The 24,096-nt window shown below is 74.4% G+C and carries 26 protein-coding genes; 16 read left to right on the top strand and 10 right to left on the bottom strand.

Going from position 1 to position 24,096, the window contains the following annotated elements; all coding sequences use genetic code 11:
* Positions 1–10: 10 nt before the first annotated feature.
* The 3 genes from ACIO9K_RS34450 to ACIO9K_RS34440 all read right to left on the bottom strand — a co-directional run bounded on the left by ACIO9K_RS34450 (position 11) and on the right by ACIO9K_RS34440 (position 3,192).
* On the bottom strand, positions 11–1,147 hold the full coding sequence (locus ACIO9K_RS34450; RefSeq protein ID WP_363625005.1) for a trypsin-like peptidase domain-containing protein: 1,137 nt from the start codon (positions 1,145–1,147) through the stop codon (positions 11–13).
* Between the two features lie 125 nt (positions 1,148–1,272).
* Positions 1,273–2,334: a LacI family DNA-binding transcriptional regulator gene (locus tag ACIO9K_RS34445; protein ID WP_363625007.1), complete on the bottom strand. Its 1,062-nt coding sequence runs from the start codon at positions 2,332–2,334 to the stop codon at positions 1,273–1,275.
* Between the two features lie 126 nt (positions 2,335–2,460).
* A complete protein-coding gene (locus ACIO9K_RS34440) occupies positions 2,461–3,192 on the bottom strand; it encodes a response regulator transcription factor (RefSeq protein WP_350885162.1) in 732 nt (243 codons plus the stop codon).
* Positions 3,193–3,871: 679 nt separating this feature from the next.
* Here ACIO9K_RS34440 and ACIO9K_RS34435 point away from each other — a divergent pair.
* The 7 genes from ACIO9K_RS34435 to ACIO9K_RS34405 all read left to right on the top strand — a co-directional run bounded on the left by ACIO9K_RS34435 (position 3,872) and on the right by ACIO9K_RS34405 (position 8,616).
* Positions 3,872–4,165, top strand: a complete 294-nt coding sequence (locus tag ACIO9K_RS34435; protein WP_363586557.1) for a MoaD/ThiS family protein — start codon at positions 3,872–3,874, stop codon at positions 4,163–4,165.
* Positions 4,166–4,170: 5 nt separating this feature from the next.
* Positions 4,171–5,547 carry a hypothetical protein gene (locus ACIO9K_RS34430; RefSeq protein WP_400335663.1) on the top strand — a complete coding sequence of 459 codons (1,377 nt, stop codon included), beginning with the start codon at positions 4,171–4,173 and terminating at the stop codon, positions 5,545–5,547.
* Between the two features lie 180 nt (positions 5,548–5,727).
* The gene (locus ACIO9K_RS34425; protein ID WP_363586559.1) at positions 5,728–6,453 is read left to right on the top strand and encodes a DUF2993 domain-containing protein; all 726 of its coding nucleotides are present in this window, start codon (positions 5,728–5,730) and stop codon (positions 6,451–6,453) included.
* A 294-nt stretch (positions 6,454–6,747) separates the two neighbouring features.
* Complete coding sequence (locus ACIO9K_RS34420; RefSeq protein ID WP_350517234.1) at positions 6,748–6,828, top strand: Ms5788A family Cys-rich leader peptide; 81 nt, start codon at positions 6,748–6,750, stop codon at positions 6,826–6,828.
* A 231-nt stretch (positions 6,829–7,059) separates the two neighbouring features.
* The gene (locus ACIO9K_RS34415; protein WP_063351213.1) at positions 7,060–7,896 is read left to right on the top strand and encodes a sulfurtransferase; all 837 of its coding nucleotides are present in this window, start codon (positions 7,060–7,062) and stop codon (positions 7,894–7,896) included.
* Between the two features lie 38 nt (positions 7,897–7,934).
* Positions 7,935–8,225, top strand: coding sequence for a DUF1416 domain-containing protein (locus tag ACIO9K_RS34410; RefSeq protein WP_030059605.1), 291 nt, complete (start codon positions 7,935–7,937; stop codon positions 8,223–8,225).
* Between the two features lie 118 nt (positions 8,226–8,343).
* Positions 8,344–8,616 carry a DUF3099 domain-containing protein gene (locus ACIO9K_RS34405; protein WP_350885170.1) on the top strand — a complete coding sequence of 91 codons (273 nt, stop codon included), beginning with the start codon at positions 8,344–8,346 and terminating at the stop codon, positions 8,614–8,616.
* 3 nt (positions 8,617–8,619) lie between these two features.
* Here ACIO9K_RS34405 and ACIO9K_RS34400 read toward each other — a convergent pair whose 3' ends face one another.
* Entirely contained in the window at positions 8,620–8,982 is a 363-nt protein-coding gene (locus ACIO9K_RS34400; RefSeq protein ID WP_063348267.1) for a DsrE family protein, read from the bottom strand.
* Between the two features lie 348 nt (positions 8,983–9,330).
* On the opposite strand from ACIO9K_RS34400, the gene ACIO9K_RS34395 reads away from it, so the two are divergent.
* The 3 genes from ACIO9K_RS34395 (at position 9,331) to ACIO9K_RS34385 (ending at position 11,477) form a co-directional block, all read left to right on the top strand.
* Positions 9,331–9,933: an FABP family protein gene (locus ACIO9K_RS34395; protein ID WP_063348266.1), complete on the top strand. Its 603-nt coding sequence runs from the start codon at positions 9,331–9,333 to the stop codon at positions 9,931–9,933.
* 106 nt (positions 9,934–10,039) lie between these two features.
* Entirely contained in the window at positions 10,040–10,504 is a 465-nt protein-coding gene (locus ACIO9K_RS34390; protein WP_363586561.1) for a transcriptional repressor, read from the top strand.
* 10 nt (positions 10,505–10,514) lie between these two features.
* Positions 10,515–11,477, top strand: a complete 963-nt coding sequence (locus ACIO9K_RS34385; protein WP_400335660.1) for a YgfZ/GcvT domain-containing protein — start codon at positions 10,515–10,517, stop codon at positions 11,475–11,477.
* A 21-nt stretch (positions 11,478–11,498) separates the two neighbouring features.
* On the opposite strand, the gene dtd is transcribed toward ACIO9K_RS34385, so the two are convergent.
* On the bottom strand, positions 11,499–11,939 hold the full coding sequence (dtd, locus tag ACIO9K_RS34380; RefSeq protein ID WP_363586563.1) for a D-aminoacyl-tRNA deacylase: 441 nt from the start codon (positions 11,937–11,939) through the stop codon (positions 11,499–11,501).
* A 499-nt stretch (positions 11,940–12,438) separates the two neighbouring features.
* Between dtd and ACIO9K_RS34375 the strand changes: the two genes are divergently transcribed.
* From ACIO9K_RS34375 to ACIO9K_RS34365, 3 genes are all read left to right on the top strand, one after another.
* Positions 12,439–13,050, top strand: coding sequence for an ABC transporter substrate-binding protein (locus tag ACIO9K_RS34375; protein ID WP_363625013.1), 612 nt, complete (start codon positions 12,439–12,441; stop codon positions 13,048–13,050).
* Positions 13,051–13,123: 73 nt separating this feature from the next.
* The gene (locus ACIO9K_RS34370) at positions 13,124–14,086 is read left to right on the top strand and encodes an asparaginase (RefSeq protein ID WP_363586565.1); all 963 of its coding nucleotides are present in this window, start codon (positions 13,124–13,126) and stop codon (positions 14,084–14,086) included.
* A 182-nt stretch (positions 14,087–14,268) separates the two neighbouring features.
* Positions 14,269–14,478, top strand: a complete 210-nt coding sequence (locus ACIO9K_RS34365) for a dodecin (RefSeq protein WP_063348261.1) — start codon at positions 14,269–14,271, stop codon at positions 14,476–14,478.
* Positions 14,479–14,529: 51 nt separating this feature from the next.
* Here the strand turns inward: ACIO9K_RS34365 and ACIO9K_RS34360 are convergent, their stop codons facing one another.
* Genes ACIO9K_RS34360 through ACIO9K_RS34350 form a run of 3 tightly spaced genes read right to left on the bottom strand, consistent with a single transcriptional unit; the run spans position 14,530 to position 17,428 of the window.
* A complete protein-coding gene (locus ACIO9K_RS34360) occupies positions 14,530–15,345 on the bottom strand; it encodes a heme ABC transporter ATP-binding protein (protein ID WP_400335656.1) in 816 nt (271 codons plus the stop codon).
* Positions 15,342–16,403: an iron ABC transporter permease gene (locus ACIO9K_RS34355; RefSeq protein ID WP_363625016.1), complete on the bottom strand. Its 1,062-nt coding sequence runs from the start codon at positions 16,401–16,403 to the stop codon at positions 15,342–15,344. Before ACIO9K_RS34355 ends, ACIO9K_RS34360 begins: the two co-directional genes overlap by 4 nt.
* The gene (locus ACIO9K_RS34350) at positions 16,400–17,428 is read right to left on the bottom strand and encodes a hemin ABC transporter substrate-binding protein (protein WP_400335654.1); all 1,029 of its coding nucleotides are present in this window, start codon (positions 17,426–17,428) and stop codon (positions 16,400–16,402) included. The genes ACIO9K_RS34355 and ACIO9K_RS34350 overlap by 4 nt, the downstream gene beginning before the upstream one ends.
* A gap of 182 nt (positions 17,429–17,610) precedes the next feature.
* Here ACIO9K_RS34350 and ACIO9K_RS34345 point away from each other — a divergent pair, with 182 nt between their 5' ends.
* On the top strand, positions 17,611–19,176 hold the full coding sequence (locus tag ACIO9K_RS34345; protein WP_400335652.1) for an HtaA domain-containing protein: 1,566 nt from the start codon (positions 17,611–17,613) through the stop codon (positions 19,174–19,176).
* Between the two features lie 57 nt (positions 19,177–19,233).
* Positions 19,234–20,895, top strand: coding sequence for an HtaA domain-containing protein (locus ACIO9K_RS34340; RefSeq protein WP_400335650.1), 1,662 nt, complete (start codon positions 19,234–19,236; stop codon positions 20,893–20,895).
* A gap of 94 nt (positions 20,896–20,989) precedes the next feature.
* On the opposite strand, the gene ACIO9K_RS34335 is transcribed toward ACIO9K_RS34340, so the two are convergent.
* Positions 20,990–21,658 (bottom strand): biliverdin-producing heme oxygenase, encoded by a 669-nt coding sequence (locus tag ACIO9K_RS34335; RefSeq protein WP_363625022.1) that lies wholly within the window; start codon positions 21,656–21,658, stop codon positions 20,990–20,992.
* 215 nt (positions 21,659–21,873) lie between these two features.
* Positions 21,874–22,365 carry an inorganic diphosphatase gene (locus ACIO9K_RS34330; RefSeq protein ID WP_063348256.1) on the bottom strand — a complete coding sequence of 164 codons (492 nt, stop codon included), beginning with the start codon at positions 22,363–22,365 and terminating at the stop codon, positions 21,874–21,876.
* A 76-nt stretch (positions 22,366–22,441) separates the two neighbouring features.
* On the opposite strand from ACIO9K_RS34330, the gene dacB reads away from it, so the two are divergent.
* Complete coding sequence (gene dacB, locus ACIO9K_RS34325; protein WP_363625024.1) at positions 22,442–24,094, top strand: D-alanyl-D-alanine carboxypeptidase/D-alanyl-D-alanine-endopeptidase; 1,653 nt, start codon at positions 22,442–22,444, stop codon at positions 24,092–24,094.
* Positions 24,095–24,096: the final 2 nt, after the last annotated feature.

Below are 24,096 nucleotides of genomic sequence, written 5' to 3'. Positions count from 1 at the left end.
ATTGTCCGTCTTACAGGTTCTGGCCGGCCTCCAGTTTCGGCAGAACCTGCTTGATGTCGTTGATCGGGATGGCGAAGCCGAGCCCGACGCTGCCGGCGCTGCTGCCGCCGCCGCCGGCGGTGGAGCTGGCGCCGCTGGGGGCGTACATCGCCGAGTTGATGCCGATGACCTGGCCGTTGGCGTTGATGAGCGGGCCGCCGGAGTTGCCGGGGTTGAGGGCGGCGTCGGTCTGGAAGGCCTTGTAGGTGGTGGTGCTGCCGCTGTTCTGCTGCGGGAGGTTGCCGCGCGTTCCGGGCAGGTTGGGCAGGCCGGGCAGGCTGGGGAAGCCGAAGCCGCCGTTGCTGCTGGTGGTGCCCTCGTCGAGCTGGACGGTGACGTCGCGGTTCTCGGCGCTGATGATGCCGGAGGTGACGGTGCCGGTGAGGCCGTCGGGGTTGCCGATGGCGACGACGGGGTCGCCGACGGCCACGCCGGAGGAGTCGCCGAGGGTGGCGGGGGTGAGGTTCTTGCCGCCGCCGGCGGTGATCACGGCGACGTCGAGGGACTTGTCGGTGCCGGTGACGGTGGCCGCGGCGGTGGAGCCGTCCTTGAAGGTGACGGTGATCTGGCCGCCGTCGGCGGCGGTGTCGATCACGTGGTAGTTGGTGAGGATCCGTCCGCTGGTGTCGAGGATGACGCCGGTGCCGGTGGCGGTGCCGTTGCCGTTCTTGACGGTGATCTGGACGACGCTCGGCGAGACGGCGGCGGCGATGGCCGGCACGTCGGCGCCGCCGTCGGAGCGGGCGGAGACGGGGCTGGCGACGGTGCTGGTGCGGGTGGCGGAGCCGTGCTGCTCGGCGGCGACGAACCCGCCGGTGACGCCGCCGATGACGGCGGCGACCGCGGCGACGGCGGTGACCAGGGCGAGCCGCCCGCGCAGTAGGCCGCGCCGGGCGCGGTTGCCGTGGCCGCCGTGGCCTCCGGGCCGGCCGGCGGTGGGCGGCTCGGGGGGCATGGGCGGGGGCGGGGAGTCGAAGCCGCCGGCCGAGTGGTCCTCGCGGTACCCGTAGGCGGTCGTGGCGGCGCTGCTGCCGAGGACGGTGCCCTCGACCACGCGGGGCTCGTACGGGCCGTACTGCTCGTCGTGGTGCTGCTGCTGTTCGCTCATGCAGACCAAAGTCCGCCTGGTGGATGAGGATGGCATGAGAACCGGCTCAGAAGGGTCCGAGAAGCCCGTTGGGTTCTCATAAAGCCTGGTCAGGCGGTGTGCGGCGGCGGGTGGAGCGGAGTTCGCTACTCCGCTTCCCCGGTCGGGACCGCCGCGGCGCCGTCACAGCCGCAGGAGCGGCGGATCACCAGGCGGGACGGGAACTTGCGGACCCGCTCGGTGTCCGATCCGGGCACCATCAGCGAGTCGTCGAGCACCAGGTCCACGGCGGCCCGGGCCATCGCGTCGCGGTCGGAGGCGACGGTGGTCAGCGGCGGGTCGGCGAGCGCGGCCTCGGGGACGTCGTCGAAGCCGGCCACCGCGAGGTCCTCCGGGACCTTCAGGCCGACCTCGCGGGCGGCCCGCAGCACGCCGATCGCCTGGTCGTCGGTGGAGCAGAAGATCGCCCGCGGCCGGTCCGGCGAGCGCAGTACCCCGAGCGCGACCTCGTACGCGCCGTAGCGGTGGAACGGCGCGTCGATCAGGTGGGGCTCGGTGGGCAGGCCGTGTGCGTCCATGGCGCGCTGCCAGCCCTCGACGTGGTCGATGACCGGGTCGCCGGGGGCGGGGGACTCGACCGGGCCGCCGAAGCAGGCCACGTACGGGTGCCCGTGCACCTCCAGCAGGTGGCGGACGACGGCCTCGGCGCCGCCCACGTCGTCGGTGACCACCGCGACGTCGTCGATCGCCTCGGGGCGGCGGTGCAGCAGCACGACCTTGGCGCCCTCCATCGCGGCGAACTCCTCGGCGGCGCGCTGCGAGGGGCCCTGGCTGACCAGGATCAGGCCGGAGACGCGCATGCCGAGGAAGGCCCGGACGTAGTGCACCTCGCGGTCGTCCACGTAGTCGGAGTTGCCGATCAGCACGAGCTTGCCGCGCTCGGAGGCGGCCCGTTCCACGGCGTGCGCCATCTCGGCGAAGAAGGGCTGGCGGGCGTCCGGGACGACCATGCCGATCAGGTTGGTCCGGCGGGAGGCCATCGCCTGGGCGACGCTGTTCGGCCGGTAGCCGAGCTGCTCGATCGCGGCGAGGACCTTCTCCCGGGTCGCGGGCGCGACCGGGCGCGGCCCGTTGTTGATGACGTAGCTGACGACCGCGGTCGAGGTACCAGCCAGCCGGGCTACATCGTCGCGCGTCACTTTGGCCACGGGGGGAGTCTACGCGTGTGGCGTGCGCGTCGGCAGTGGGACCTGGGGCTTTCCGGCAGGGCTTTCGGCAGGTACCGGGGGAGCGAACCGGACAAGCCGGGCGGGGTCGGCCCGCCCGGCCGCCGGTCAGGCCTCCAGCGGCGCCGAGGGGCGCTGGGCGAGCTCCGGGCGCTCGCCCTTCTCCGGCTTCTCCGGGACGACGAAGCGGTAGCCGACGTTGCGCACGGTGCCGATCAGCTGCTCGTGCTCGACGCCGAGCTTGGCGCGCAGCCGTCGGACGTGCACGTCCACCGTCCGGGTACCGCCGAAGTAGTCGTAGCCCCAGACCTCCTGCAGCAGCTGGGCCCGGGTGAAGACCCGGCCGGGGTGCTGGGCGAGGTACTTGATCAGCTCGAACTCCTTGAAGGTGAGGTCGAGCGCCCGGCCCTTGAGCTTGGCGGAGTAGGTGGCCTCGTCGACCGAGAGGTCGCCGTTGCGGATCTCCATCGGGCTGTCGTCGGTGCTGATGTGGAGCCGGCCGAGTGCGAGCCGCAGCCGGGCCTCGACCTCGGCCGGGCCGGCGGTGTCCAGCAGGACGTCGTCGATGCCCCACTCGGCGGTGACGGCGGCGAGGCCGCCCTCGGTCACCACCAGGATCAGCGGGCAGCCGATGCCGGTGGAGCGCAGCAGCTGGCAGAGGCTGCGGATCTGCGGCAGGTCGCGCCGGCCGTCGACCAGGATGACGTCCGCACTTGGGGTGTCCACCAGGGCGGATCCCTCGGCGGGGGCCACCCGGACGTTGTGCAGCAGCAGGCCGAGGGCCGGCAGCACCTCCGCGGAGGGTTGCAGAGCGTTGGTGAGGAGGAGGAGAGAACTCATACCCGGTAGTCCCCTTTCCGGGTCGTCGCGGTCGCGTTACGGCTGCCGCCACAGCCGGATGGCGCACGTGCTGAGGGCGGGGGGAGGAGGACGGACGCCCGAGGAGCGCCGGAGGACCGGCCGGTGCGCAGGACGCGACGGCGCACGCGCCGAGGGTCCCGCAACCCCTGGCGCACCGTTTCTGCCCTGTTCATCCCGCGAATCCTCCGGTTTGTTCCGGTCCCGGGCGGCGGCCCGGGTGCCGGGTGGACACCCCGGCCGGCCGGGGCACGTCGTCGTGCCGCGTGGGGCGGGGCGGTTCCCGCGACGCGCCGGGAGTGGGCCGACGAATCGCAAGAATGTCCGTACTGGCGTCCTGAAAGCACAAAAGGACCCGGGGGCGACTCTGCCCGGATCCCTCTTGGACGTCGAGAATAGCCGACGGCCCTCCGCGCCGGGAGGGCTCGAATCCGGCGGTTCGCCCAATCCGGGCGCGCGCCGGGTGAGCCTGGACACAGCTTCGAGCCGTCCTCCGGGCCCCCTCGGCCAGGGCGATTGCCCCTCGTGGCGGCGGACACGCCATCATGGGACGCACATCGGCGGCGCCGTGCGAGTCCATCTTTCGGGTGGTCGGGCGGCCCGGTGGCGAGCCGGACCGGGGCACCGGGGCCGGGCGAGGACGACGAGAAGGGGTGGCCCGATGGGTGCGACCACGGAGCCCGCGAGCGGCGCCCGGGTGCGCGGGACGATCCGCTACTGGGCGGCCGCGAAGTCCGAGGCCGGGCTGGCCGAGGAGCCGTACGAGGCGGTGACCCTGGCGGAGGCGCTGGCACAGGCCAGGCGGCGGCACGCGGACCGGCCGAAGCTCGTCCAGTTGCTCGGGCACTGCTCCTACCTGGTCGACGGCTCCCAGGTCGGCGGCCGGGACCACACGGCCGTGCCCCTCACCGAGGGCGGCACGGTCGAGGTGCTGCCCCCGTTCGCGGGAGGCTGAGCGGCGTGACGGACATGAACAACGCGAACCAGGGCGGCTACGGCGAGTGGCCGCAGCAACCCCCGCCGCCCCAGCCGCCCTACCGGCATCCGCAGCAGCAGCCCCACCCCCCGTACCCGCAGCCGCCGTACCCGCAGGCCCAGGCGCCGCAGCCGGGGCAGCAGCCGCCGTACGGCTACCCGGGGTACGGGCAGCCGCCGATGGATGACGCGGCGACCACGCTGCTGCCGCCCGTGCCGCCGATGGACGACGCCACGGCGACCACGCTGCTGCCGCCCGTGCCGCCGATGGACGACGCGGCCACCACGCTGCTGCCGCCCGTGCCGCCGATGGACGACGCGGCCGCGACGACGCTGCTGCCGCCGGTGGTCGTGTCCGGCGCGATGCCGACCGCCCCGCCGGCTTGGACGCCCACCCCGCCGCCGCCGGCGGCACGGCATGCCGCGCCGCCGCAGGCCCGGCACGCCGCTCCGGCGCCGGTCCCGCGGCAGGCGGCCCCGCCGACGGCGCCCCCGCTGCAGGGGCAGGGAGCGCCCGCCCTCGACTCGCCGACCATGACGCTCAAGCGCCCGGTCGCCCCCGCCGACCCGGCGGGCGCCCCGGCCGCGCCGCCGTACGCGGCCGTCCCGGCGCGGCCCGCGCCGGTGGCGCCGCCCGCCGGCCCGCGCGGCCGGACCGGTTCGCCGATCATCGATCCGGGCCTTCAGCCGGCGCTGATCACCGCCGGCGTGGCCGCGCTGCTGGCCGGCGGCGCCGCGCTCGGGCAGGTGGCGCTGGCACTGGTGGTGGCGCTGCTCCAGGTGCTGACGGCGGCCGGCTGGTTCCGGCTGAACGGGATGTGGCCGGCCCGCCAGGGCATCGCGCTCGCCGCGCTGGCCGGGCTGACCGCGGACGCGGCGGTGCTGCTGGCGGACTCCGAGGGCAGCGTGGCGGCGGTGGTCGGCACGCTGGGCGGGTTCTTCCTGCTGGTCCTGGTGCTGCAGACGTTCCGTCCCTCGGACCCGAAGGAGCGGTTCTACGCGCTGACGGTGCTCGGCTCGGCCACGGTGGTGACGGCGCTGTGCACCTCGCTGCTGGTGGCCGACTGGGTGCCGGCCGGGGTGGGCGCGGTCGCGCTGGCCACCGTGCTGGCGGCGGCGCCGCTGCCCGGCCCGAAGCTGCTGGGCCCGGTGCTGGGCCTGGCGGCGGCGGTGCTGCTGGGTCTGCTGGTGGGCGCGCCGCCGGCGCTGGGGGTGCTGGCGGGGCTGGGTGCGCTGGTCGGCCGACGGGTCGCGGCGTACGACTTCCCGTCCCGGTTCGTGCACATGACGGCGGGCGTGGCGCTGCCGCTGGCGGTGGCCTCGCCGCTGATCTGGATCGCCACGGACCTGCTGGCCGGCTGACACCCGGCCGACGACGGCGAGTCCCGCTCCGGAACCATGCTCCGGGGCGGGACGTCGTACGGTCGGGCCGGAACGGCCTTGGCCGGGGCCGCGATGGAACGCCGGGCAGGGAACGCCGGGCGAGGAACACCGAACGAGGACAGCGAACGACGACGGCGACCGGCGACGACGGGGAGTGCGATGCGTGGATGGCTGAAGGCGACGATCGGCCTGGTGGTGCTCTCCGGCCTGCTGGTCGGTGCCGACCGGATCGCGGTCGGGGTGGCCGAGGACCAGGCCGCCGACCGGATGGTGAGCAGCGGCCGGATGAGCCAGCGGCCGGACATCTCGATCGAGGGCTTCCCGTTCCTCACCCAGGCGCTGTCGATGAAGCTGGACGACGTCCGGATCTCCTCCGACGGCCTGACCGTCGGTGACGGCGGCCGGCAGGTGGCGCTGCGCTCCTTCAAGGCCCGGCTGTCCGGCGTCACGGTGAGCGACAGCCTGAGGAGCGCCACGGTGGACAGCGGCACCGGCAGCGGCCTGATCTCGTACGCGGACCTCGCGCAGCTGCTGCCGCCGGCCTCCCAGCTGATGTCGGGGGCGGGCAAGCTGCCGGTGGGCGGCAACACCCGGCTGGCCCTGTCGTACGGCGGGCCGGGCAAGATCAAGGCCGCGCTGGGGCCGGTCGCGGTCGGCGAGGGCTCGGTGCACAGCAGCGGGAGCACCGTCACCGCGGACGGCTTCCAGCTCAGCGCGCTGGCCGGGATGTTCGCCGGGGTCACCGACCAGCGGCTGAAGCCGATGAGCTTCACCCTCGACTCGCTCCCGGCCGGGCTGAAACTGGCCGACAAGGACGGGGCGACGCCGCTGCCGGAGGGCCTGCAGCTGACCTTCGAGGGCAAGGGCGTCAACCTGCTGGGCTGACCGACCGGTCACTTCCGCTCCCGTGCCGTTCCCTCCCTCCGTTCCTCCGTTCCCTCCCTCCGTTCCTTCCATTTCTTCCGTCTCCTGCGTTCCGCTCCGCGAGACGCGCCGTCCGGCGCGTCTCGCGGAGCGGTGTCGTTTCCGCCCGTTGTGGGCCGCCCGGGGCCGCCGGCCTCGGGCGGGACGGCGGCCCCGCAGGCCATGAAAGGGTCAAATCTCGGCATTCGGGCTATTCAGTCTCGACATTCGGTACGCTGATGACAGCGGGCCTCCGGTGTCCCTAGCATCGTCGACATGAAGCGACAGACGGATCTCACGAAGCGGCGGGCGGTCGACCTGTGCCGCGTGGCCGCCTGTCTGTGTCGAATGCGCTAACTCGGCGTTTTGGCTGGGCAGTTGAAGCCCGCCGCCGATTTTCCCGGTGACCTTGCCCGGCCACCCCGGCCGGCCGTCGCCGCCGCACCCCGCAGCTCCCCGCCGGTCGGCCCGGACCGCCACTCCCGTCCCAGTATTCGGACAGGAATTCGGACCGCAGTCGCCCGGGCGCCCAGCAGCACCTCCCGAGCAGAACCTTCCGCACACCGCCCTCGGATGGAGAACACCACCATGAGCCGCAGCGACGTCCTGGTCGACGCCGACTGGGTCCAGGCCCACCTGGACGACCCGAAGGTCGTCATCGTCGAGGTCGACGAGGACACCTCCGCGTACGACAAGAACCACATCCGCAACGCCGTCCGGATCGACTGGAAGCAGGACCTCCAGGACCCGGTCCGCCGCGACTTCATCGACCAGGCCGGCTTCGACGCGCTGCTCAGCGCCAAGGGCATCGCCAACGACGACACCGTCGTGCTCTACGGCGGCAACAACAACTGGTTCGCCTCGTACGCCTACTGGTACTTCAAGCTGTACGGCCACGGTGACGTCCGCCTGCTGGACGGCGGCCGCAAGAAGTGGGAGCTGGACTCCCGCGACCTGGTCGCCGAGGTGCCGGCCCGCGAGGCCACCGAGTACCGGGCGCAGGCCGCCGATTCCTCGATCCGCGCCTTCCGCGACGACGTGCTCGCGGCCATCGGCCAGCTCAACCTGGTCGACGTCCGTTCGCCCGACGAGTTCTCCGGCAAGCTGCTCGCCCCGGCGCACCTCCCGCAGGAGCAGTCGCAGCGCCCCGGCCACGTGCCGAGCGCCCGCAACATCCCGTGGGCCAAGAACGCCAACGACGACGGCACCTTCAAGAGCGACGACGAGCTCAAGGCGCTGTACGAGGCCGAGGGCATCGACCTGGCGAAGGACACCATCGCCTACTGCCGCATCGGCGAGCGCTCCGCGCTCACCTGGTTCGTCCTGCACGAGCTGCTCGGCCAGGAGAACGTCAAGAACTACGACGGTTCGTGGACCGAGTACGGCAGCCTCGTCGGCGTGCCGATCGAGCTCGGCAGCAACTGAGCCCGCGGCTCGACCGTCGTCAGAAGGGAAGACAAGACATGTGCGGTGCGAAGGCCGGCGGCCCGGACCTGGCAGGAGTTGACGTGGCGAACGAGACGATCATCCAGGGTTCGGTGACCCGCGACGGTGAGCCGGTCAACGGCTACGTCCGGCTGCTCGACGAGGGGGGCGAGTTCACGGCCGAGGTGCCCACCTCGGCGACCGGCCAGTTCCGGTTCTTCGCCCGCCCGGGCAAGTGGACCCTGCGCGCGCTGGTGCCGGGCCAGACCGTGGACCGTCAGGTGGTGGCCTCCCAGGGCACCGCCGTCGAGGTCGCGATCGCGGTCTGATCGGTACCCGATCCGCCCGTTCCACCTGAGCCACCCGAACCACCCGATCCGCCTGGTCCACGGGCGGAGTGCACCGAGGGCCCTGCCGCGGCAGGGCCCTCGGTCGTACCGTGGAGACGTGCAGACAAGGCGGCGGCGGCATTACTACTTCGCCCTGATGGGCGTCTGCCTGGGCCTGTTCGTGCTGGCCTGGGGCGTGGTGAGGTTCTTCTCCGTGCCCGCCGCCATCGGCATGTGCGTGGTCGCGATGGTGATCCCGCCGGCCGCCGCCGTGTTCGCCAACAAGCGGGACCCGGACGACGACTGGTGGAACGACCCGCGCTGGGACGACCCGAAGTGGGACGAGCCCGGCCACGACCGGGACCGCCCCGACCACGAGGAGCACCCGTAGCCGTCAGTAGACGAGTGCCTGGACGTTGTCCGCCATGATCTCGCTGACGAAGACCTGCGCGCCCGCGATCCGGACGCCCTCGACGGTGTCCTGCTGCACGATCCCCCGGCGGGCCGCACACTGGGTGCACAGCGTCACCGAGCCGCTCGCGAGGATCGCCTCCAGCAGGTCCGGAAGCGGTGCCGCGTGCGGCAGTTCGAACTCCGCCGCCCGCCCCGGCAGGGCGAACCAGGAGGACTCCCCGGTCAGCCAGAGCGAGACCTCGATCCCGCTGGCGACGGCCACCGCCGCGACGGTGAACGCCTGCGAACACCGCTCCGGCGCATCGGCCCCGGCGGTGACCTTGATGACGAGTTTCTTCGACATGGCGCCACCTTAGAGGGCTCGCGGCCCCCGCTCGCCGTCATCCCGGGATCCCTTGGGGAAACCTTGGACGGCGGAGGAGAATCGGCGCGAACGATGACGTGGTGGGGCTCACCGCGACCGGCCGATGACCGGCGGATAGAGTGAGCGGCAGCAAAATCCACCACACTGTCGCCGCCTGGGAGCCACCCGTGTCCGGTCTGGAAATCTTCTTCGACGGTCTGCTGGCCCTCATGGCCGTGCTGATCACCTGGTTCGCCATCTTCTCGGTGATGAAGCTCTACCAGGGCCAGCGCTGATCCTGCCGTACGGTTGAGGCAGCCCACACCGACGACGACAGCGACCAGGAACATGATCGAGATCCCCTCCGACCTCCACAAGGACGTCGTCCCGCTCGCCTTCCTCCTCGGCACCTGGGAGGGCGCGGGCGTCTATGCCCCGTTGCCAGATGAAGAGGGCCCTGGCGCCGAGAAGTGCAACTTCGGCCAGGAGATCGTGATCCGGCACGACGGCCGGCCCTTCCTGGAGTTCCGCTCCCGCACCTGGGTGCTGGACAACGAGGGCGAGAAGGTCCGCCCGCTGGAGAACGAGCACGCGTTCTGGCGCATCACCAGCAACCACGACGGCACCAGCGGCGTCCGCGGGATCGAGATCTCGTCCGTCCGCGACGACGGCACCGTGGAGATCTGGTACGGCGAGCTGGCCGACGGCAAGCCGCAGATCGACGTCTCCACGGACGCGGTCGCCCGGATCGAGGGCTCGCCGGAGTACTCGGGCGGCAAGCGGCTGTACGGCTTCGTCAACGAGGAACTGCTCTGGGTCGGCGAGAAGGCCGCCCCGAACGTGCCGCTGCGCCCGTACATGTCGGCCCAGCTGAAGAAGGTGCTCAGCCCGGCCCAGCTGATCAAGGACATCAACGACCTGCCGGACGACGGCATCGCGTTCTTCAAGTGAGCCCGGCGCTCCGCTGAGCGGTACGGCTTTCGCGTGAGGTAGGGACCGGCCGCCGGCCGGTCCCTACACTTGCCTCAGGACCCCCGACCTTGGCAGGGACAGCACCGTGGCGGACACCGGCACCACCGACTGGCAGCTCTCCGGCGACTGGAAGGCCGACCTGCGCGAACGCGGCTACCGGCTGACCCCGCAGCGGCAGCTCGTACTCGAAGCCGTCGACCGCCTCGACCACGCCACCCCCGACGAGATCCTCTGCCACGTCCGGCAGACCGCCAGCGGCGTCAACATCTCCACCGTCTACCGGACCCTGGAACTGCTGGAGGAACTCGGCCTGGTCTCGCACGCCCACCTCGGCCACGGCGCCCCGACCTACCACCTGGCCGGCCGCCACCACCACCTGCACCTGGTCTGCCGGGACTGCGACAAGGTCTCCGAGACCGGCACCGAGATCGCCGAGCCGCTGATCCGCAGCCTGCGCGAACAGCACGGCTTCGACACCGACCTCAAGCACTTCGCCATCTTCGGCCGCTGCGCCGACTGCACCGCCAAGCTCGCGGACGGCCGGTCGTAAGCTGGCCGGTATGAAGAGCCCGCTGTTGAGCCTGCCCGGAGCCGTCCCCGCCGAAGGCGCCGACGAGGGCGTCGCCGCCCACTACGGCGACATCTTCCGCGAACAACGCAACCTCGCGCAGGGCACGGGCTTCGTGGACCTCTCGCACCGCGGCGTGCTCACCGTCACCGGCCGGGACCGCCTGGCCTGGCTGCACCTGCTGCTCACCCAGCACGTCAGCGCGCTGGCGCCGCAGGAGGCCACCGAGGCGCTGGTGCTCTCCCCGAACGGGCACGTCGAGCACGCGCTCTACCTGGTCGACGACGGCACCACCACCTGGGCGCACGTCGAGCCGGGCACCCAGGAGGCGCTGCTGGGCTACCTGGAGAGCATGAAGTTCTTCTACCGGGTGGAGGTCGCCGACGCGACCGCCGAGTACGCCGTGGTGCACCTGCCGGCGGGCTCCACCGCCTCCGTCGAGGGCGCCGCGGCGGTGCGCGAACTCCCGTACGGGCGCGACCTGTTCGTGCCGCGCGCCGAGCTGGCGAAGCTGACCGCCGGGTACGGCCCGGCGGCGGGGGTCTGGGCGTACGAGGCGCTGCGGATCGAGGGCCACCGGCCGCGGCTGGGCTTCGAGACCGACCACCGGACCATCCCGCACGAGGTGGACTGGCTGCGCACCGCCGTCCACCTGCAGAAGGGCTGCTACCGCGGACAGGAGACCGTCGCCCGGGTGCACAACCTGGGCCGGCCGCCGCGCCGCCTGGTCTTCCTGCACCTGGACGGCACCGAGGAGACGCTGCCCCCGCACGGGACGCAGGTGCGGCTGGCCGCGGAGCCGGACGGGCGCCCGCTCGGCTTCGTCACCTCCTCGGCCCGCCACCACGAGCTGGGGCCGATCGCGCTGGCGATCGTCAAGCGGAACGTCCCGGTGGACGCGGTGCTGCTGGCCGGGACGGTGCCGGGCACCCAGGACGTGATCGTCCCGCAGTAGCCCGTGTGCGCCCGGCTGCGGTCAGACCTCCACGAGGACGGTGAACGGGCCGTCGTTCACCAGCGCCACCTGCATGTCGGCGCCGAACCGGCCCGTCTCCACCTTGGCGCCGAGCGCGCGCAGTCGGGCGACCACCTCGTCCACCAGGGGCTCGGCGACCGGGCCGGGGGCGGCGGCGTTCCAGGTCGGGCGGCGGCCCTTGCGGGCGTCGCCGTAGAGGGTGAACTGGCTGATCACCAGCAGCGGGGCCCCGAGGTCGGAGCAGGACTGCTCGACGCCCTCGTCGTCGGCGGGCAGCAGCCGCAGCGTCCACAGCTTGCGGGCCAGCTGGGCGGCCTTGGCCGGGGTGTCCTCGTGGGTGACGCCGACCAGGACGCAGAGCCCGGGCCCCTCGATCGCGCCGACGGTCTCTCCGGCCACGGTCACCCTGGCCTCGGTCACTCGCTGCACCACTGCTCGCATGCCGCCATTGTGCCGGAGGCCCGGGGCGTGCCCGGCGGGCACCCGGCGCCGTGCCCGGCGGCACCCGGGGCGTGCGGGAGGGGCGCGTGTGCAGGTGGTGCACGCTGGGTGGTGCGCGCCTGCGCGGGGTCGGGCGCCGCTCTTCCTGCGGAAAGGTCCGGTCATATCAGCCACCCCCGTTCGCCAGGGGGCCGTTCGGGTGCACGGGCGGTGCGCCCGCGCCGGGCGGGGTGGCACGCTGGTGGACCGTACGGAGGGCCCGGCGCGCCATATGGTCCGCCGCACCGGGCCGGGCTCGGCCGGGCGGTCGAGCCCGTAGGTCAGGCGTTCTGGCGGCATCGCCCCGGTGGGTGGTTCCGGCCGGGAACCGGAACCTTCGGGGGCGGCCGGGCGTGCCAACGGACGGGACGCGTGAGCCCGTCGGGGGACGGGCCGGACCGGCGGCAGGGACGCAGTGCCGCGAGCGGGCGGGATCGGACGACGGCAGGTGGGTTGGTTGATGGACGCGAGCAGCGCGGCGTGGGACCGGTCCGGGCACGTGGCGGAGGTCGCCGGGGGCGCCGGGGCCCTGGGCACGGCGATAGAGCCCGATCTGGAGCGGCTGGGCCTGGACCAGCTGCGGATCCTGCGCCGGGAGACCCTGGAGCAGGAGGCCGACCTCTCCTACCTGCGGCGGCTGCTGCACGGGCGGATGGACATCCTGCGCGCCGAACTCGACCGCCGGCCCGGCGGTCCGGTCCGGGCGGCCGGGCCGCCCGGGGCGGGCGGGCCCCCCGGCGACCTGCTGGACCGCCTCCCGGCCATCCTGACCGACGCGCCCTCCACCGTGCGGCGCTCGGCCCGGCACGTCACGCTCGGGCCGCCGCGCGGCCACGAGTCCCAGCTGGAGGCGGCCGAACTGATGGGGGACGTCCAGCTCGCCGACCTGGCCGCGCACCCGGCGGAGGAGCTGCTGGCCGCGCTGGAGCGGCTGCGCGCGCACGAGCGCGAGGTGTCCGGGCGGCGGCAGCGGCTGCTGCGGACGGCCGACGGTTGCAGCGCGGAGATCACCCGCAGGTACCGTGATGGGGAAGCACGGGTCGAGGACCTGCTCGCAGGGGGGCCGCTCTGACCGGGTGAGGTACCACGGGCGGGCGGGGCCCGGCTCGCCCCCGGTCCACCCTCACCCCCGGAAGGCTCCCGCCATGTCCCAGTCCGCCACCCCGCCCGTCGTCCTCGCCGAGGTCATACGCTCGGGCTTCACCGAAGGCCGCCACCACGGCTCCCTGGTGCTGCTCGCCGCCGACGGCTCGGTGGAGTTCGCGCTCGGCGACCCCGACGCGCCGGTCTTCCCCCGGTCGACCGCCAAGCCGTTCCAGGCGGTGGCCACGCTGCGGGCCGGGCTGGCGATCGAGGGCGAACTGCTGGCGCTGGCCGCCTCCAGCCACTCCGCGGAATCGTTTCACCTCGACGGTGTCCGGACCATCCTGAGCTCCGCCGGGCTCGACGAGTCCGCCCTGCGCACCCCGGCCGACCTCCCGCTCGACGAGACCGAGGCGGAACTGCTGCTCGGCTCCGGCGGCCGCCGCGCCCCCGTCCTGATGGACTGCTCCGGCAAGCACGCCGGCTGGCTGGCCGCCTGCGTCGCCAACGGCTGGGACACCGCGAGCTACCTCGACCCCGGGCACCCGATCCAGCGGCTGGCCCGCGAGGCCCTGGAGGAGGGCACCGGCGAGACCGCCACGCACGCCGGGGTGGACGGCTGCGGCGCGCCGCTGCTGGCCGTCACGCTGACCGGCCTGGCCCGCGGCTACCGCGGCCTGGTGCTGGCCGCCGAGGGCACGGCGCCCCGCCGGGTGGCCGACGCGATGCGCGCCCACCCGGAGTACGTGGCCGGCACCCGCCGGGCCGACACCTGGCTGATGCGGGCCGTTCCCGGCGCGCTGTCCAAGATGGGCGCCGAGGCCGTCCAGGTGGTGGCTCTGCCGGACGGGCGGGCGCTCGCCTTCAAGATCGACGACGGCGGCGAGCGGGCCCGCGGCCCGGTGCTGGCGGCCGCGCTGCGCCGGCTCGGGGTGACCGGCGCGGACGAGACCGTCGAGCGGATCGGGGCGGCCCCGCTGCTGGGCGGCGGTGCCCCGGTCGGGCAGGTGCGGGCGGCCTTCTAGCGGCCTCCACGGCCTCCCGCGGCCGCACCGGGGTGTGCCGGCGGCCTCCCCGGGGCCTGCCAGGGGCCTGCCGGCGGCCTTCCAGGGGATGCGGGGAGGCCGGAGGCGGCCGTCGGCGTGCGGGCGGAGCGGCGGCGGTGCACGGTGGACCGGGGGCCGTCGCACAGCTGAGGGAGTCCGCCATGACTGACCACGTGTACCGGGTGACCGAGATCGTCGGATCCTCGACCGAGAGCGTCGACGCCGCGATCCGCAACGGGGTGGAGCGGGCCTCCCGGACGCTGCGCAACCTCGACTGGTTCGAGGTGACGCAGGTCCGGGGCCACCTGGAGGACGGCGGGGTGAAGCACTACCAGGTCGGGCTGAAGCTCGGCTTCCGGCTGGAGGACTGAGCCCGCTTCCGCGGCCCGCCCGCAGCCCCGCCGCGCCGGCCCCGTGCCCGGTCAGCGTTCGGGCAGCACCAGCGGCACCCCGGTGCGCGGGTGCGCCAGCACCTCGACCGGGTGGCCGTACACCTCGCTGAGCAGCGGGGCGCGCAGCACCTCGGCGACCGGCCCGTCCGCGACCGTCGCCCCGGCGTTCAGCAGTACCACCCGGTCCGCGTAGGCCGCCGCCAGGGACAGGTCGTGCAGCACCACGACCACGCCGTCCCCGGCGGCGGCGCGCTCCCTGGCGACCCGCAGCACCAGCTCCTGGTGGCGCAGGTCGAGGGCGGCGGTCGGCTCGTCCAGGAGCAGCAGCGACGCGCGCTGGGCCAGCACCCGGGCCAGCGCCACCCGGGCCCGCTCGCCGCCGGACAGCGCGGTGAACGGGCGCCCGGCGAAGGCGGCGGACTCGGTGGCGGCCATCGCCTCGGCGACCACGGCCTCGTCCTCGGCGGAGGCCGCCGTGCCGGTCCAGGGGGCGCGGCCCATCCGGACCACCTCGTCGGCGGGGAACGGGAAGGACAGCGCGGCGGACTGCGGCAGCAACGCGCGGTGCAGGGCGAGCTCGGCGGCGCCGTAGCCGGCCAGCGGGCGGCCGCGCAGCCGGACCTCGCCGCCGTCCGGCCGGACGTCGCCGGCCAGGACGGACAGCAGGGTGGACTTGCCGGCGCCGTTCGGCCCGAGCAGCGCGACCACCTCTCCGGCGGCGACCCGCACCGACGCGCCGTCCAGCAGGGCGCGCCCGCCGACGGTCAGCCGGACGGTCTCGGCGGTCAGCAACTCGGTTCCGGGCAGGGGCCGTTCGGGCACCTGCCGGGGGGTTCGCAATCTCATGCCCAGCCTCCCTGCCTGGTCCTGGTCCGGCGCAGCAGCCAGAAGAAGAACGGACTGCCGATCAGTGCGGTGAGCACCCCGAGCGGCAGCTCGGCCGGCTCGGCGACGGTGCGGGCGGCGAGGTCGGCGGCCACCAGGACCAGCGCGCCGCCGAGCGCCGAGGCGGGCAGCAGGAAGCGGTGGCCCGGCCCGGCCAGCATCCGCAGCAGGTGCGGGACGACCAGCCCGACGAAGCCGATGATGCCGCTGACCGCGACGGCCGCGGCGGTGAGCAGCGCGACGACGGTGATCAGCACCAGCCGCATCCGCTCGACGTCCACCCCGAGGTGGCGGGCCGGGCGTTCGCCGAGGGCCAGCAGGTCCAGCTTGCGGGCGTACAGCGGGGCGACGGCCAGGCCGACGGCGGCGAACGGCAGGACGGCGAGCACCTTGCCCCAGGTGGCCTGGGAGAGCGAGCCGAGTTGCCAGAAGGTGACCTGGCTGATCGCGGCGGAGTCGGCGGTGAACAGGAAGATCCCGATCAGCGCGCCGCAGAAGGCGTTCACGGCGACCCCGGTGAGGATCAGCGTGACCACCTCGGTGCGGCCGCCGGAGCGGGCCATCAGGTACACCGCGAAGACGGTCAGCAGGCCGCTGGCGAAGGCGAAGGCGGTGATCGTCCAGCTGCCGAGGGCGTCCAGGCCGAGCACGATGCAGGCCACCGCGCCGACCGCGCCGCCCGAGGAGACGCCGATCACGGCGGGCTCGGCCAGCGGGTTGCCGAACACGCCCTGCATCAGCGCCCCGGCGCAGCCGAGCGAGCCGCCGACCAGCAGGGCGAGCACCACCCGGGGGAGCCGGACGTTCCACAGCACCGATTCGGGCACCCGGTCCAGGGCGTGCCCGCCGAGGCCGAGCCGGTGGGCGGCGGAGGCCAGGATGTCGCCGAGCGGGATGCGGTAGGCGCCGATGCCGGCGGCGAGCAGGGCGCAGAGCACCAGGGCGGCGGCGAGCCCGGCGGTGATCAGGGTGGTCCTGCTGACGGCGGGCGCGGTCTTCGCCCGTACGGCGGTGGTCACTTGGCGTCCGCCGGGTAGAGCTGGGCGGCGATCTCGTGGAGCACCTGGGGGGTGCGCGGGCCGTAGCTGAGCAGTTGGCCGTCCTCGATCGAGACGATCCGGCGGTCGAGGCCGGCCGGGGTCTGGGCGACGCCGGGCAGCTTGAGCAGGCCGTCGACGCCGCCGACCGAGTCCAGGCCCTTGCTCATCACGAGGATGGCGTCGGGCGCGGCCTTGACCAGGGCCTCGCTGGTGAGCGGGGTGAAGTCGCCGGTGAGGCCGGCGGCGGTGCCGGCGTCCTGGCCGCCGACCGCCTCGATCAGCGAGCCGGCACCGGAGGCGGGCCCGCCGAGCAGGTAGACGGAGGCGCTGCCGCGCAGGTAGAGGAAGGCGACCTTGGGGCGGCGGGCGGCGGCCGGGGCGGCGGCCCTGGCCTCGTCGATCCGCTGTTCGGTGCGCTCCTTCAACTGCCGTCCGGCGTCCGGGACTCCGAGGGAGGCGGCGACGGTGCCGATGCGCGGGCCGACGTCGGCGAGCCGCTTGGCGTCGTCCAGGACGAGCAGCGGGACGCCGGCCGCGCGGATCTGCGCGATGGCCTCGGCCGGGCCAGTGGAGCGGTCGGCGAGGACGACGGTGGGGTGCAGCGACAGCACGCCCTCGGCGGACACGTCGTGGGCCTGGGTGATCACCGGCAGGGCGGCGGCCTGCTGGAAGGTGGTGGAGACGTCCCGGGCGACCACCTTGGGGCCGAGGCCGAGGCTGAACACCAGCTCGGAGAGGCTGCCGTTGAGCGGGATGATCCGCTCGGCGCTGGTGACGGTGACCTGGCGGCCGTCGACGGAGGCGGTGGTGGCCGGGAGCTGCGGGACGGGTTCGACGGGCAGCGGTTCGACCGCGTCGGGGGCTCGGGAGGAGCTCTCCGCGGCCGCTCCGCCGGCGGTGCCGGACGGGCCGCAGGCGGTGAGGGCGAGCAGCAGGCCGAGGGCGAGCAGCAGGAGGGCGGGCCCGCGGGCCGCCCCGGTTCGGATCGTACTGCTGCTCAACACGCTTCCCTTCACTGGGAGTTGTCGCCGCTCTGGTCCTGGTGGAGGGGTTGCGGCGGGACTCTTGACTCATATATTAGGTTAGCCTTACCTGAGTTCCGCAAGGGGGTCGGCGCCACGCCCGACCCCTCCCTTGCCGCGTCCTTCACCGCCACTGACCGCACCCCGCCGAGGAGTGATCCGCCGTGCCCCTGTCCAGCCGGCTCCGCCGTCTGGCCGCCACCCTGGTGGCCGCCCTCGCCGCCCTGCTGGCGGTGGGCCTGTCGCCCGGCCCGGCGCACGCGGCGGAGGGCAAGGTCGCCGGCGGACGGCTGGACTGGGGCATCAAGCAGTCTTTCCTGACGTACATCACCGGGCCCATCGCCAAGGGGAGTTGGACGCTCAACGGCGGCGCGGCCACGGTCGGCGGCAGCACCTTCCGGTTCCACTCCGCGACCGGCGGCTACGACCCGGCGACCGGTGCGCTGACCGCCGCCTTCTCCGGCGGGGTCCGGTTCACCGGGCACCAGGAGAACGGCGCCAACGCGCTCGACCTGAGCCTCGGCCGGCTCACCGTCCGGGCCGTCCAGGGCGGCGCGGCCGGGCTGTACGCCGACGTCAGCAGCAAGTCCAAGGACACCGGGCAGGTCAGCAGCGCGAGCCAGGCCAAACTGGCCGAGCTCTCACTGGCCGGCGTCGACCTGCGCGGCGCGGCCGGCACCCTGACGCTCAGCAACGTGCCGGGCACCCTCACCGACGCCGGGGCCAAGGCCTTCGGCAACTTCTACCCCGCCGGGACGGCCCTGGACCCGCTCACCCTCTCGGTCAACCTGCCCGCCGCGCAGCCGACTTCGTCGACCCCGTCGCCGACCGCCGCGGCCACCCCCTCGGCGGCCGCCGTGCCGACGCCGTCGGCGACCGCCGAGACCCCGACCGCCGAGACCCCGACCGCCCCGCCCGTCGCCCAGGCCCCCGCCAGGACCGAGTTCGCGAACGGCGCCCTCGACTGGGGCGTGCGCCGCACCTTCCGCGACTACGTCACCGGCGCGATCGCCCAGGGCCGCTGGGAACTCGGCGCCGGCGCGGCGGACGGCGGCGCCTACTTCCGCTGGACCCCGGCCAAGGGCGGCTACGACCCCGCGAACGGCGACCTCACCGCCGCCTTCACCGGCACCGTGCGCTTCACCGGCCTGCGCAGCGGCGACACCTACGGCCTGGACCTCACCCTCGCCAACCCGGGCGTCACCGTGGCCGGAGGCCAGGGCCGACTGGTCGCGGACGTCTCCGGCCGGACCCCGGACGGCGCCACCCAGCAGCTCACCGGCGTCGAGCTGGCCGCCTTCGACCCGGCCGGCCTCAAGCCCGAGGGCGGCCTGCTGAAGGCCGTCGAGGTGCCGCTGAAGCTCACCGAGGGCGGCGCCAAGGCCTTCGGCGGCCTCTACCCGGCCGGCACCGAGATGGACCCGCTGAGCTTCGCCGTCGCGCTCGACCCGGCCGCCGCGCTGCCCCCGCTGCCCGACCTCGGCAGCGCCCCGGCCACCGCGCCGAGCGCCACCGCGACCCCCGCCACCGGCCCCTCCGCCGCGCCCGTCGCCGCCTCCTCCTCCCCGGGCGGCTTCCCGGTGGCGGCCGTGGCCGGCGGTGCCGTGCTGGTGGCCGCTCTCGCCGTGACCGGCAGCCTGCTCGTCCGGCGCCGCCGCGCGGCCGCCGCGCCGGGCGCGGGCGCCGACGGCGGCCCCGGTGCCGCGCCGGGCCCCGGCGACGCGGCCTGACACCCCGGAGCGTCCCCCCGCTCCCTCCCCCCGCCCCACCCGAACGGAGTACCCACCATGTCCCGCAACCGCACCCGGCTGGCCGCCCTCGCGGCCGCCACCGCCGGCCTCGGCCTGACCGCCCTCGGCGCCCCCGCACTGGCCTTCGGCGCGGGTGGTCCCGGCAGCGTCACGTACGACACCGGCTCGCTGGACTGGGGCGTGAAGGCCAGCTTCCGCAGCTACGTCAGCGGCCCGGCCTCCCAGGGCGGCGCCATCGAACTGACCGGCGGCGCCACCACCAACGCCGACGGCACCTTCCACTTCGGCCTGGCGAACGCCACGTACGACCTCGCCACCCACGCGCTGAGCTCCTCCTTCACCGGCGGGGTCCGCTTCACCGCCCACCACGGCGCGCTGGACGTCGCCCTCAGCGACCTCAAGGTCACCACCGCCGGGACGACCGGCACGCTCACCGCCGACACCGCCTCCAAGGAGTCGATGGGCGCCACCGAGGTCACCCGACGGGACGACGTGCCGCTGGTGACGTTCACCGTCGGGCGGGACACCACCACCGGGGTGCCGACGGCGGCGAAGCTGACCGAGCAGGGCGCCAAGGCCTTCGCGGGCTTCTACGCGGCCGGGGCGGACATGGACCCGCTGTCGCTGCTGCTGAAGCAGAGCCCGGCGACGCCGTCGCCGACCGCCACGGCGACCGCCACCGCTTCGCCGACGGCCCCGACCCCGACGTCGACGCCGTCCGCCACGGGCGCGCCGACCGCCTCGCCGTCCGCCACCGGCACGCCGACGGCCACGCCCTCCGCCACGCCGTCGGCCACCTCGACGCCGTCCGCGACGCAGTCGCCGAGCGCCACCGCCTCGCCGTCCACGAGCGCCACCCCGTCCGCGACCGGGACCCCGGCGCCCACCGGCGCCCCCGGCCGGCTGCCCGTGCTGAACGGCACCCTCGACTGGACGGTCAAGGAGAGCTTCCGCACGTACCTGGCCACCCCGATGGCGAGCGGCAAGGTCGAGTTCGGCGGCGGCGCGGCCGACTACCGCTTCGGCGGCGCCACCGGCGGCTACAACACCGCCGACCACTCGCTGACCGCCGCCTTCGACGGCTCGGTCCGCTTCCTCGGCCACCCCGGCAAGGACGGCTGGGCGCTCGACACCACGCTCTCCAAGCTGGGCCTGACGATCGACCAGGGCGGCGCCTTCCTGACCGCCGACGTGAACGGCAAGTCCCCCGACGGCAAGGCGACGTCGCTGAGCGGCGCGCGGATCGCCAAGCTGGACGTGCCCGCCTCCGCCCTGAAGCCGGTCAACGGCGTGGTGACGCTCTCCGGCGTCCCGGCCACGCTCACCGCCGAGGGTGTCCCGGTGTTCTCCAACTACCCGGCGGGCACGGCCCTGGACCCGGTCAGCGCCACCCTGGCGTTCGACAAGGACGCCAAGCTGCCGGCCACCCCGCCGACCGCCGGGTCCGGTGCCGGTGCCGGTGGCGCCAACCAGCCTGCCGGAGGCCATGGTTCGGGCACCGGCACGGTCGGCGGCGCCTCGCTGACCACCGGCGGCGGCCTGACCGGTGCGGGCAGCGCGGGCGGTGCGGGCGGCGTGCTGGCCGCCACCGGTTCGGAGACCCCGGTGGTCCCGCTGCTGGCCACCGCGGCCGGTCTGCTGCTGGTCGGCGGCAGCGCCACCGTGCTGGTGCGCAACCGGCGCGGCGCGCGCTCCTGACGCACCCCCGGGACGCGCGGCGGCCCCGGCGAGCAACCGCTCGCCGGGGCCGACCCGTTGGCGCACCCGGGCGGGTGCGCCTCGGGAGAAACGTTCAGGCGCTCAGGGGGTAGCGCGCGTCCAGGTCCCGGAAGACCGCGCCGTTGAGCACGAAGGCCCGCTTGCACTCCTCGACCACCCGGCGCCGCTCCACCTCGTCCATCGCCAGCCCGGCGGCGTCCAGCCGGGCCCGGTACTCGCGCTTGAAGGCGGCCGGGTTGTCGACCTCCTCGAAGACGTAGAACCGCACGCCGTCGCCCTTGCGCTCGAAGCCCCAGGTCTTCTCGGCGATGCCGCGGATGATCTGACCGCCGGACAGGTCGCCCAGGTAGCGGGTGTAGTGGTGCGCGATGTACCCGGCCGGCCACGTCTCGGCCAGCTCCTCCACCCGCGCGACGTACGCGGCGGTGGCGGGCAGCGGCGCCAGGCCGTCCTGCCAGTCCGGCCCGCGCAGGTGCGCCAGGTCGCGCTCGATGGCGGCGGTGCGCAGCAGCGCCCGGTCGATGAAGGGCCCGGCGAGCGGGTGCTCGGCCAGGTGTCCGGCGCGGTTCTCCAGGGCCCGGTAGACGTACCAGAGTTGGCCGGTGAGGTCGGCGTAGGCCTCGACCCCGAGCCGTCCGCCCAGCAGGTGGCTCATGAACGAGGACTGCTCCGCAGCCTCGTGCTCCTCGCTGCTGGCGGTGCGGAGCGCGGTGGAGAACGGGACGGGCTCGGGCGTGGGCATGCGGCCTCCAGGATCGGATTCGGCCCCGACTGTTTTGGTTAGCCTAACCTAACAAGCCGTCTTGCCGACAGGCTGTCGGCAAGACGGCCGCGCCCGGCCCCGGACACGGCGAAGGCCGGGGCCCGCGGACGAATCCGCGAACCCCGGCCTCCGGCTGCCCCGACCTACCTCGAACTGCTCAGAACTATCTGATCGAACGAGATCGGAACGACGGCTCAGTGACCGCCCTGCTCCGCCAGACGCTTGATCGAAGCGGTGACCTCGGCCTCGGCCTCGGCGCGGCCGACCCAGTTGGCGCCCTCGACGGACTTGCCCGGCTCCAGGTCCTTGTAGACCTCGAAGAAGTGCTGGATCTCCAGGCGGTCGAACTCCGACACGTGGTGGATGTCCCGCAGGTGCTCCCAGCGCGGGTCGGTGGCCGGAACGCACAGCAGCTTGTCGTCGCCGCCGGCCTCGTCGGTCATCTGGAACATGCCGATGGCACGGCACTTGATGAGGCAACCCGGGAAGGTCGGCTCGTCCAGGATCACCAGCGCGTCCAGCGGGTCGCCGTCCTCGCCGAGCGTGCCCTCCACGTAGCCGTAGTCGGCCGGGTAGCGGGTCGAGGTGAAGAGCATCCGGTCGAGCCGCAGCCGGCCGCTCTCGTGGTCGACCTCGTACTTGTTACGAGAGCCCTTCGGGATTTCGATAAGGACGTCGAATTCCAACGGTTCCTCCAAGGTAGGGACTGACAGAATCCAAGTGTCTCCTACGGGAGTGAGTGCTCAGGAAAGGGGCCGGTCGGTGGGAACAGGGGTCGGGGCGGCGCGCCGCCGCAGGGGGACGGCCGCGGGGCTGTTCGGAGCGGCCCTGCTGGTCGCCGGAACGGTCCTGACCTCGGGCGGAGCGTACGCGCAGCCCTCCCCGGGCCCCGGCGGCCACAGCACCGAGCACGGCGAGGGCGACGGCCGGGGCGACGGCCGGGACGGCCGCGACGGCGGGAAGGGCGGCCGGGGAAGGGGCGACGGCAAGCCCAGACCGGGCGACACCCCGGCCACCCGCCCGGGCGAACAGCCCACCGCCCCCGGCACCACCGGCGGCTCCACGCCCACCGGCACCGGCTCCACGGGCCCCACCGGCTCGGCCCCCGCCCCGGGCGGCGGCGCCCGCCCGGCCCCCGCCCCCGGCGCCGTCCTGGCCACCGTCGAGGCCGGCGGCCCCGCCGCCGCCCCCACCGCCCAGGGCCTCCAGCAGGCGCTCGCCGCCGCCGTCGCCGACAAGAGCCTCGGCACCGTCACCTTCGCCGTCGCGGACGCCGCCGACGGCCAACTCCTGTACGGCTCCGGCGAGAACACCCCGGCCACCCCCGCCTCCACCACCAAGCTGGCCACCGCGATCGCGGCCCTGTCGCTGATCCCCGGCGACACCCGGCTGACCACCCGGGTGGTCCGGGGCGCGGACCCCGGCACGATCACCCTGGTCGGCGGCGGCGACCCGACGCTCACCGCGCTGCCCGCCGACCAGGTCCAGATCGGCGGCCGGGCGGCCGACGCCGACACCGCCCCCGCCTCGCTCGACGCCCTGGCCCGGCAGACCGCCGCCGCCCTCAAGGCCGCCGGCACCACCACCGTCAAGCTCGACTACGACCTGTCGATGTACGCGGGCAACCCGCAGCACAAGAACCACGACGGGCAGAACATCGCCCTGGTCGTCCCGTTGATGGTCGACGAGGCCAAGGTGGACCCCAAGAGCCGTGACGATGCGCCGGCCCGGGTCGCCGACCCGGCCGGGAAGGCCGCCGAGGTCTTCGCCGCTCTGCTCAAGGCCCAGGGCGTCACCGTCGACGGCACGGCCAGGCCCGCCGCCGCCCCGGCCGCTTCCGCCGCCCCCGTCCTCGGCCGGGTGGACTCGCCGACCGTCGCCCGGCTGGTCGAGCGCATGCTCACCACCTCCGACAACCAGATCGGCGAGGCGATGGCCCGTCAGGCGGCCCTCGCCGCGGGCCAACCGGCCAGCTTCGAGGGCGCCGCCACCGCCGTCACCCGGGAGCTCGCCAAGCTCGGCGTGCCGATGGCGGGCGTGTCCCTGAACGACGGCAGCGGACTGCACCCGGGCAACGCCGTCCCGCCGGCCGTCCTCGTCCGGCTCCTCGCCCTGGCCGCCTCCGACCAGCACCCGACCCTGCGCCCGGTCCTCACCGGCCTGCCCATCGCTGGCTTCACCGGCACCCTCGGCAAGCGCTACGGCACCGGCTCGGGCGCCGCCGACGCGGCCGGCCTGATCCGTGCCAAGACCGGGACCCTCAGCGGCGTCAACACCCTCGCCGGCACCGTCGTCGACGCCGACGGCCGCCTCCTCGCCTTCGCCGTCATGACCCGCACCACCGCCCCCGCCGACACCGCGCGCGCCGCCATGGACCGCATCGCCGCCCGCCTCGCCGCCTGCGGCTGCCGCTGACC

It is taken from the genome of Kitasatospora sp. NPDC087271 (assembly GCF_044744605.1).
In the GTDB taxonomy this organism is placed as follows: domain Bacteria; phylum Actinomycetota; class Actinomycetes; order Streptomycetales; family Streptomycetaceae; genus Kitasatospora.
Note: the sequence above shows the minus strand (reverse complement) of the source record. Positions and strands in the feature narration are given on the sequence as shown.

Bases quoted from the DNA above. Each gene is read 5' to 3' on its own strand.
- ACIO9K_RS34435 (WP_363586557.1), top strand. From the start codon at position 3,872: ATGGGTGCGACCACGGAGCCCGCGAGCGGCGCCCGGGTGCGCGGGACG.
- ACIO9K_RS34395 (WP_063348266.1), top strand. From the start codon at position 9,331: ATGATCGAGATCCCCTCCGACCTCCACAAGGACGTCGTCCCGCTCGCC.
- ACIO9K_RS34385 (WP_400335660.1), top strand. From the start codon at position 10,515: ATGAAGAGCCCGCTGTTGAGCCTGCCCGGAGCCGTCCCCGCCGAAGGC.
- ACIO9K_RS34375 (WP_363625013.1), top strand. From the start codon at position 12,439: ATGGACGCGAGCAGCGCGGCGTGGGACCGGTCCGGGCACGTGGCGGAG.
- ACIO9K_RS34370 (WP_363586565.1), top strand. From the start codon at position 13,124: ATGTCCCAGTCCGCCACCCCGCCCGTCGTCCTCGCCGAGGTCATACGC.
- ACIO9K_RS34415 (WP_063351213.1), top strand. From the start codon at position 7,060: ATGAGCCGCAGCGACGTCCTGGTCGACGCCGACTGGGTCCAGGCCCAC.
- ACIO9K_RS34450 (WP_363625005.1), bottom strand. From the start codon at position 1,147: ATGAGCGAACAGCAGCAGCACCACGACGAGCAGTACGGCCCGTACGAG.
- ACIO9K_RS34400 (WP_063348267.1), bottom strand. From the start codon at position 8,982: ATGTCGAAGAAACTCGTCATCAAGGTCACCGCCGGGGCCGATGCGCCG.
- ACIO9K_RS34360 (WP_400335656.1), bottom strand. From the start codon at position 15,345: ATGAGATTGCGAACCCCCCGGCAGGTGCCCGAACGGCCCCTGCCCGGA.
- ACIO9K_RS34410 (WP_030059605.1), top strand. From the start codon at position 7,935: ATGTGCGGTGCGAAGGCCGGCGGCCCGGACCTGGCAGGAGTTGACGTG.
- ACIO9K_RS34440 (WP_350885162.1), bottom strand. From the start codon at position 3,192: ATGAGTTCTCTCCTCCTCCTCACCAACGCTCTGCAACCCTCCGCGGAG.
- ACIO9K_RS34340 (WP_400335650.1), top strand. From the start codon at position 19,234: ATGTCCCGCAACCGCACCCGGCTGGCCGCCCTCGCGGCCGCCACCGCC.
- ACIO9K_RS34425 (WP_363586559.1), top strand. From the start codon at position 5,728: ATGCGTGGATGGCTGAAGGCGACGATCGGCCTGGTGGTGCTCTCCGGC.
- ACIO9K_RS34365 (WP_063348261.1), top strand. From the start codon at position 14,269: ATGACTGACCACGTGTACCGGGTGACCGAGATCGTCGGATCCTCGACC.
- dtd (WP_363586563.1), bottom strand. From the start codon at position 11,939: ATGCGAGCAGTGGTGCAGCGAGTGACCGAGGCCAGGGTGACCGTGGCC.
- ACIO9K_RS34335 (WP_363625022.1), bottom strand. From the start codon at position 21,658: ATGCCCACGCCCGAGCCCGTCCCGTTCTCCACCGCGCTCCGCACCGCC.
- ACIO9K_RS34420 (WP_350517234.1), top strand. From the start codon at position 6,748: ATGAAGCGACAGACGGATCTCACGAAGCGGCGGGCGGTCGACCTGTGC.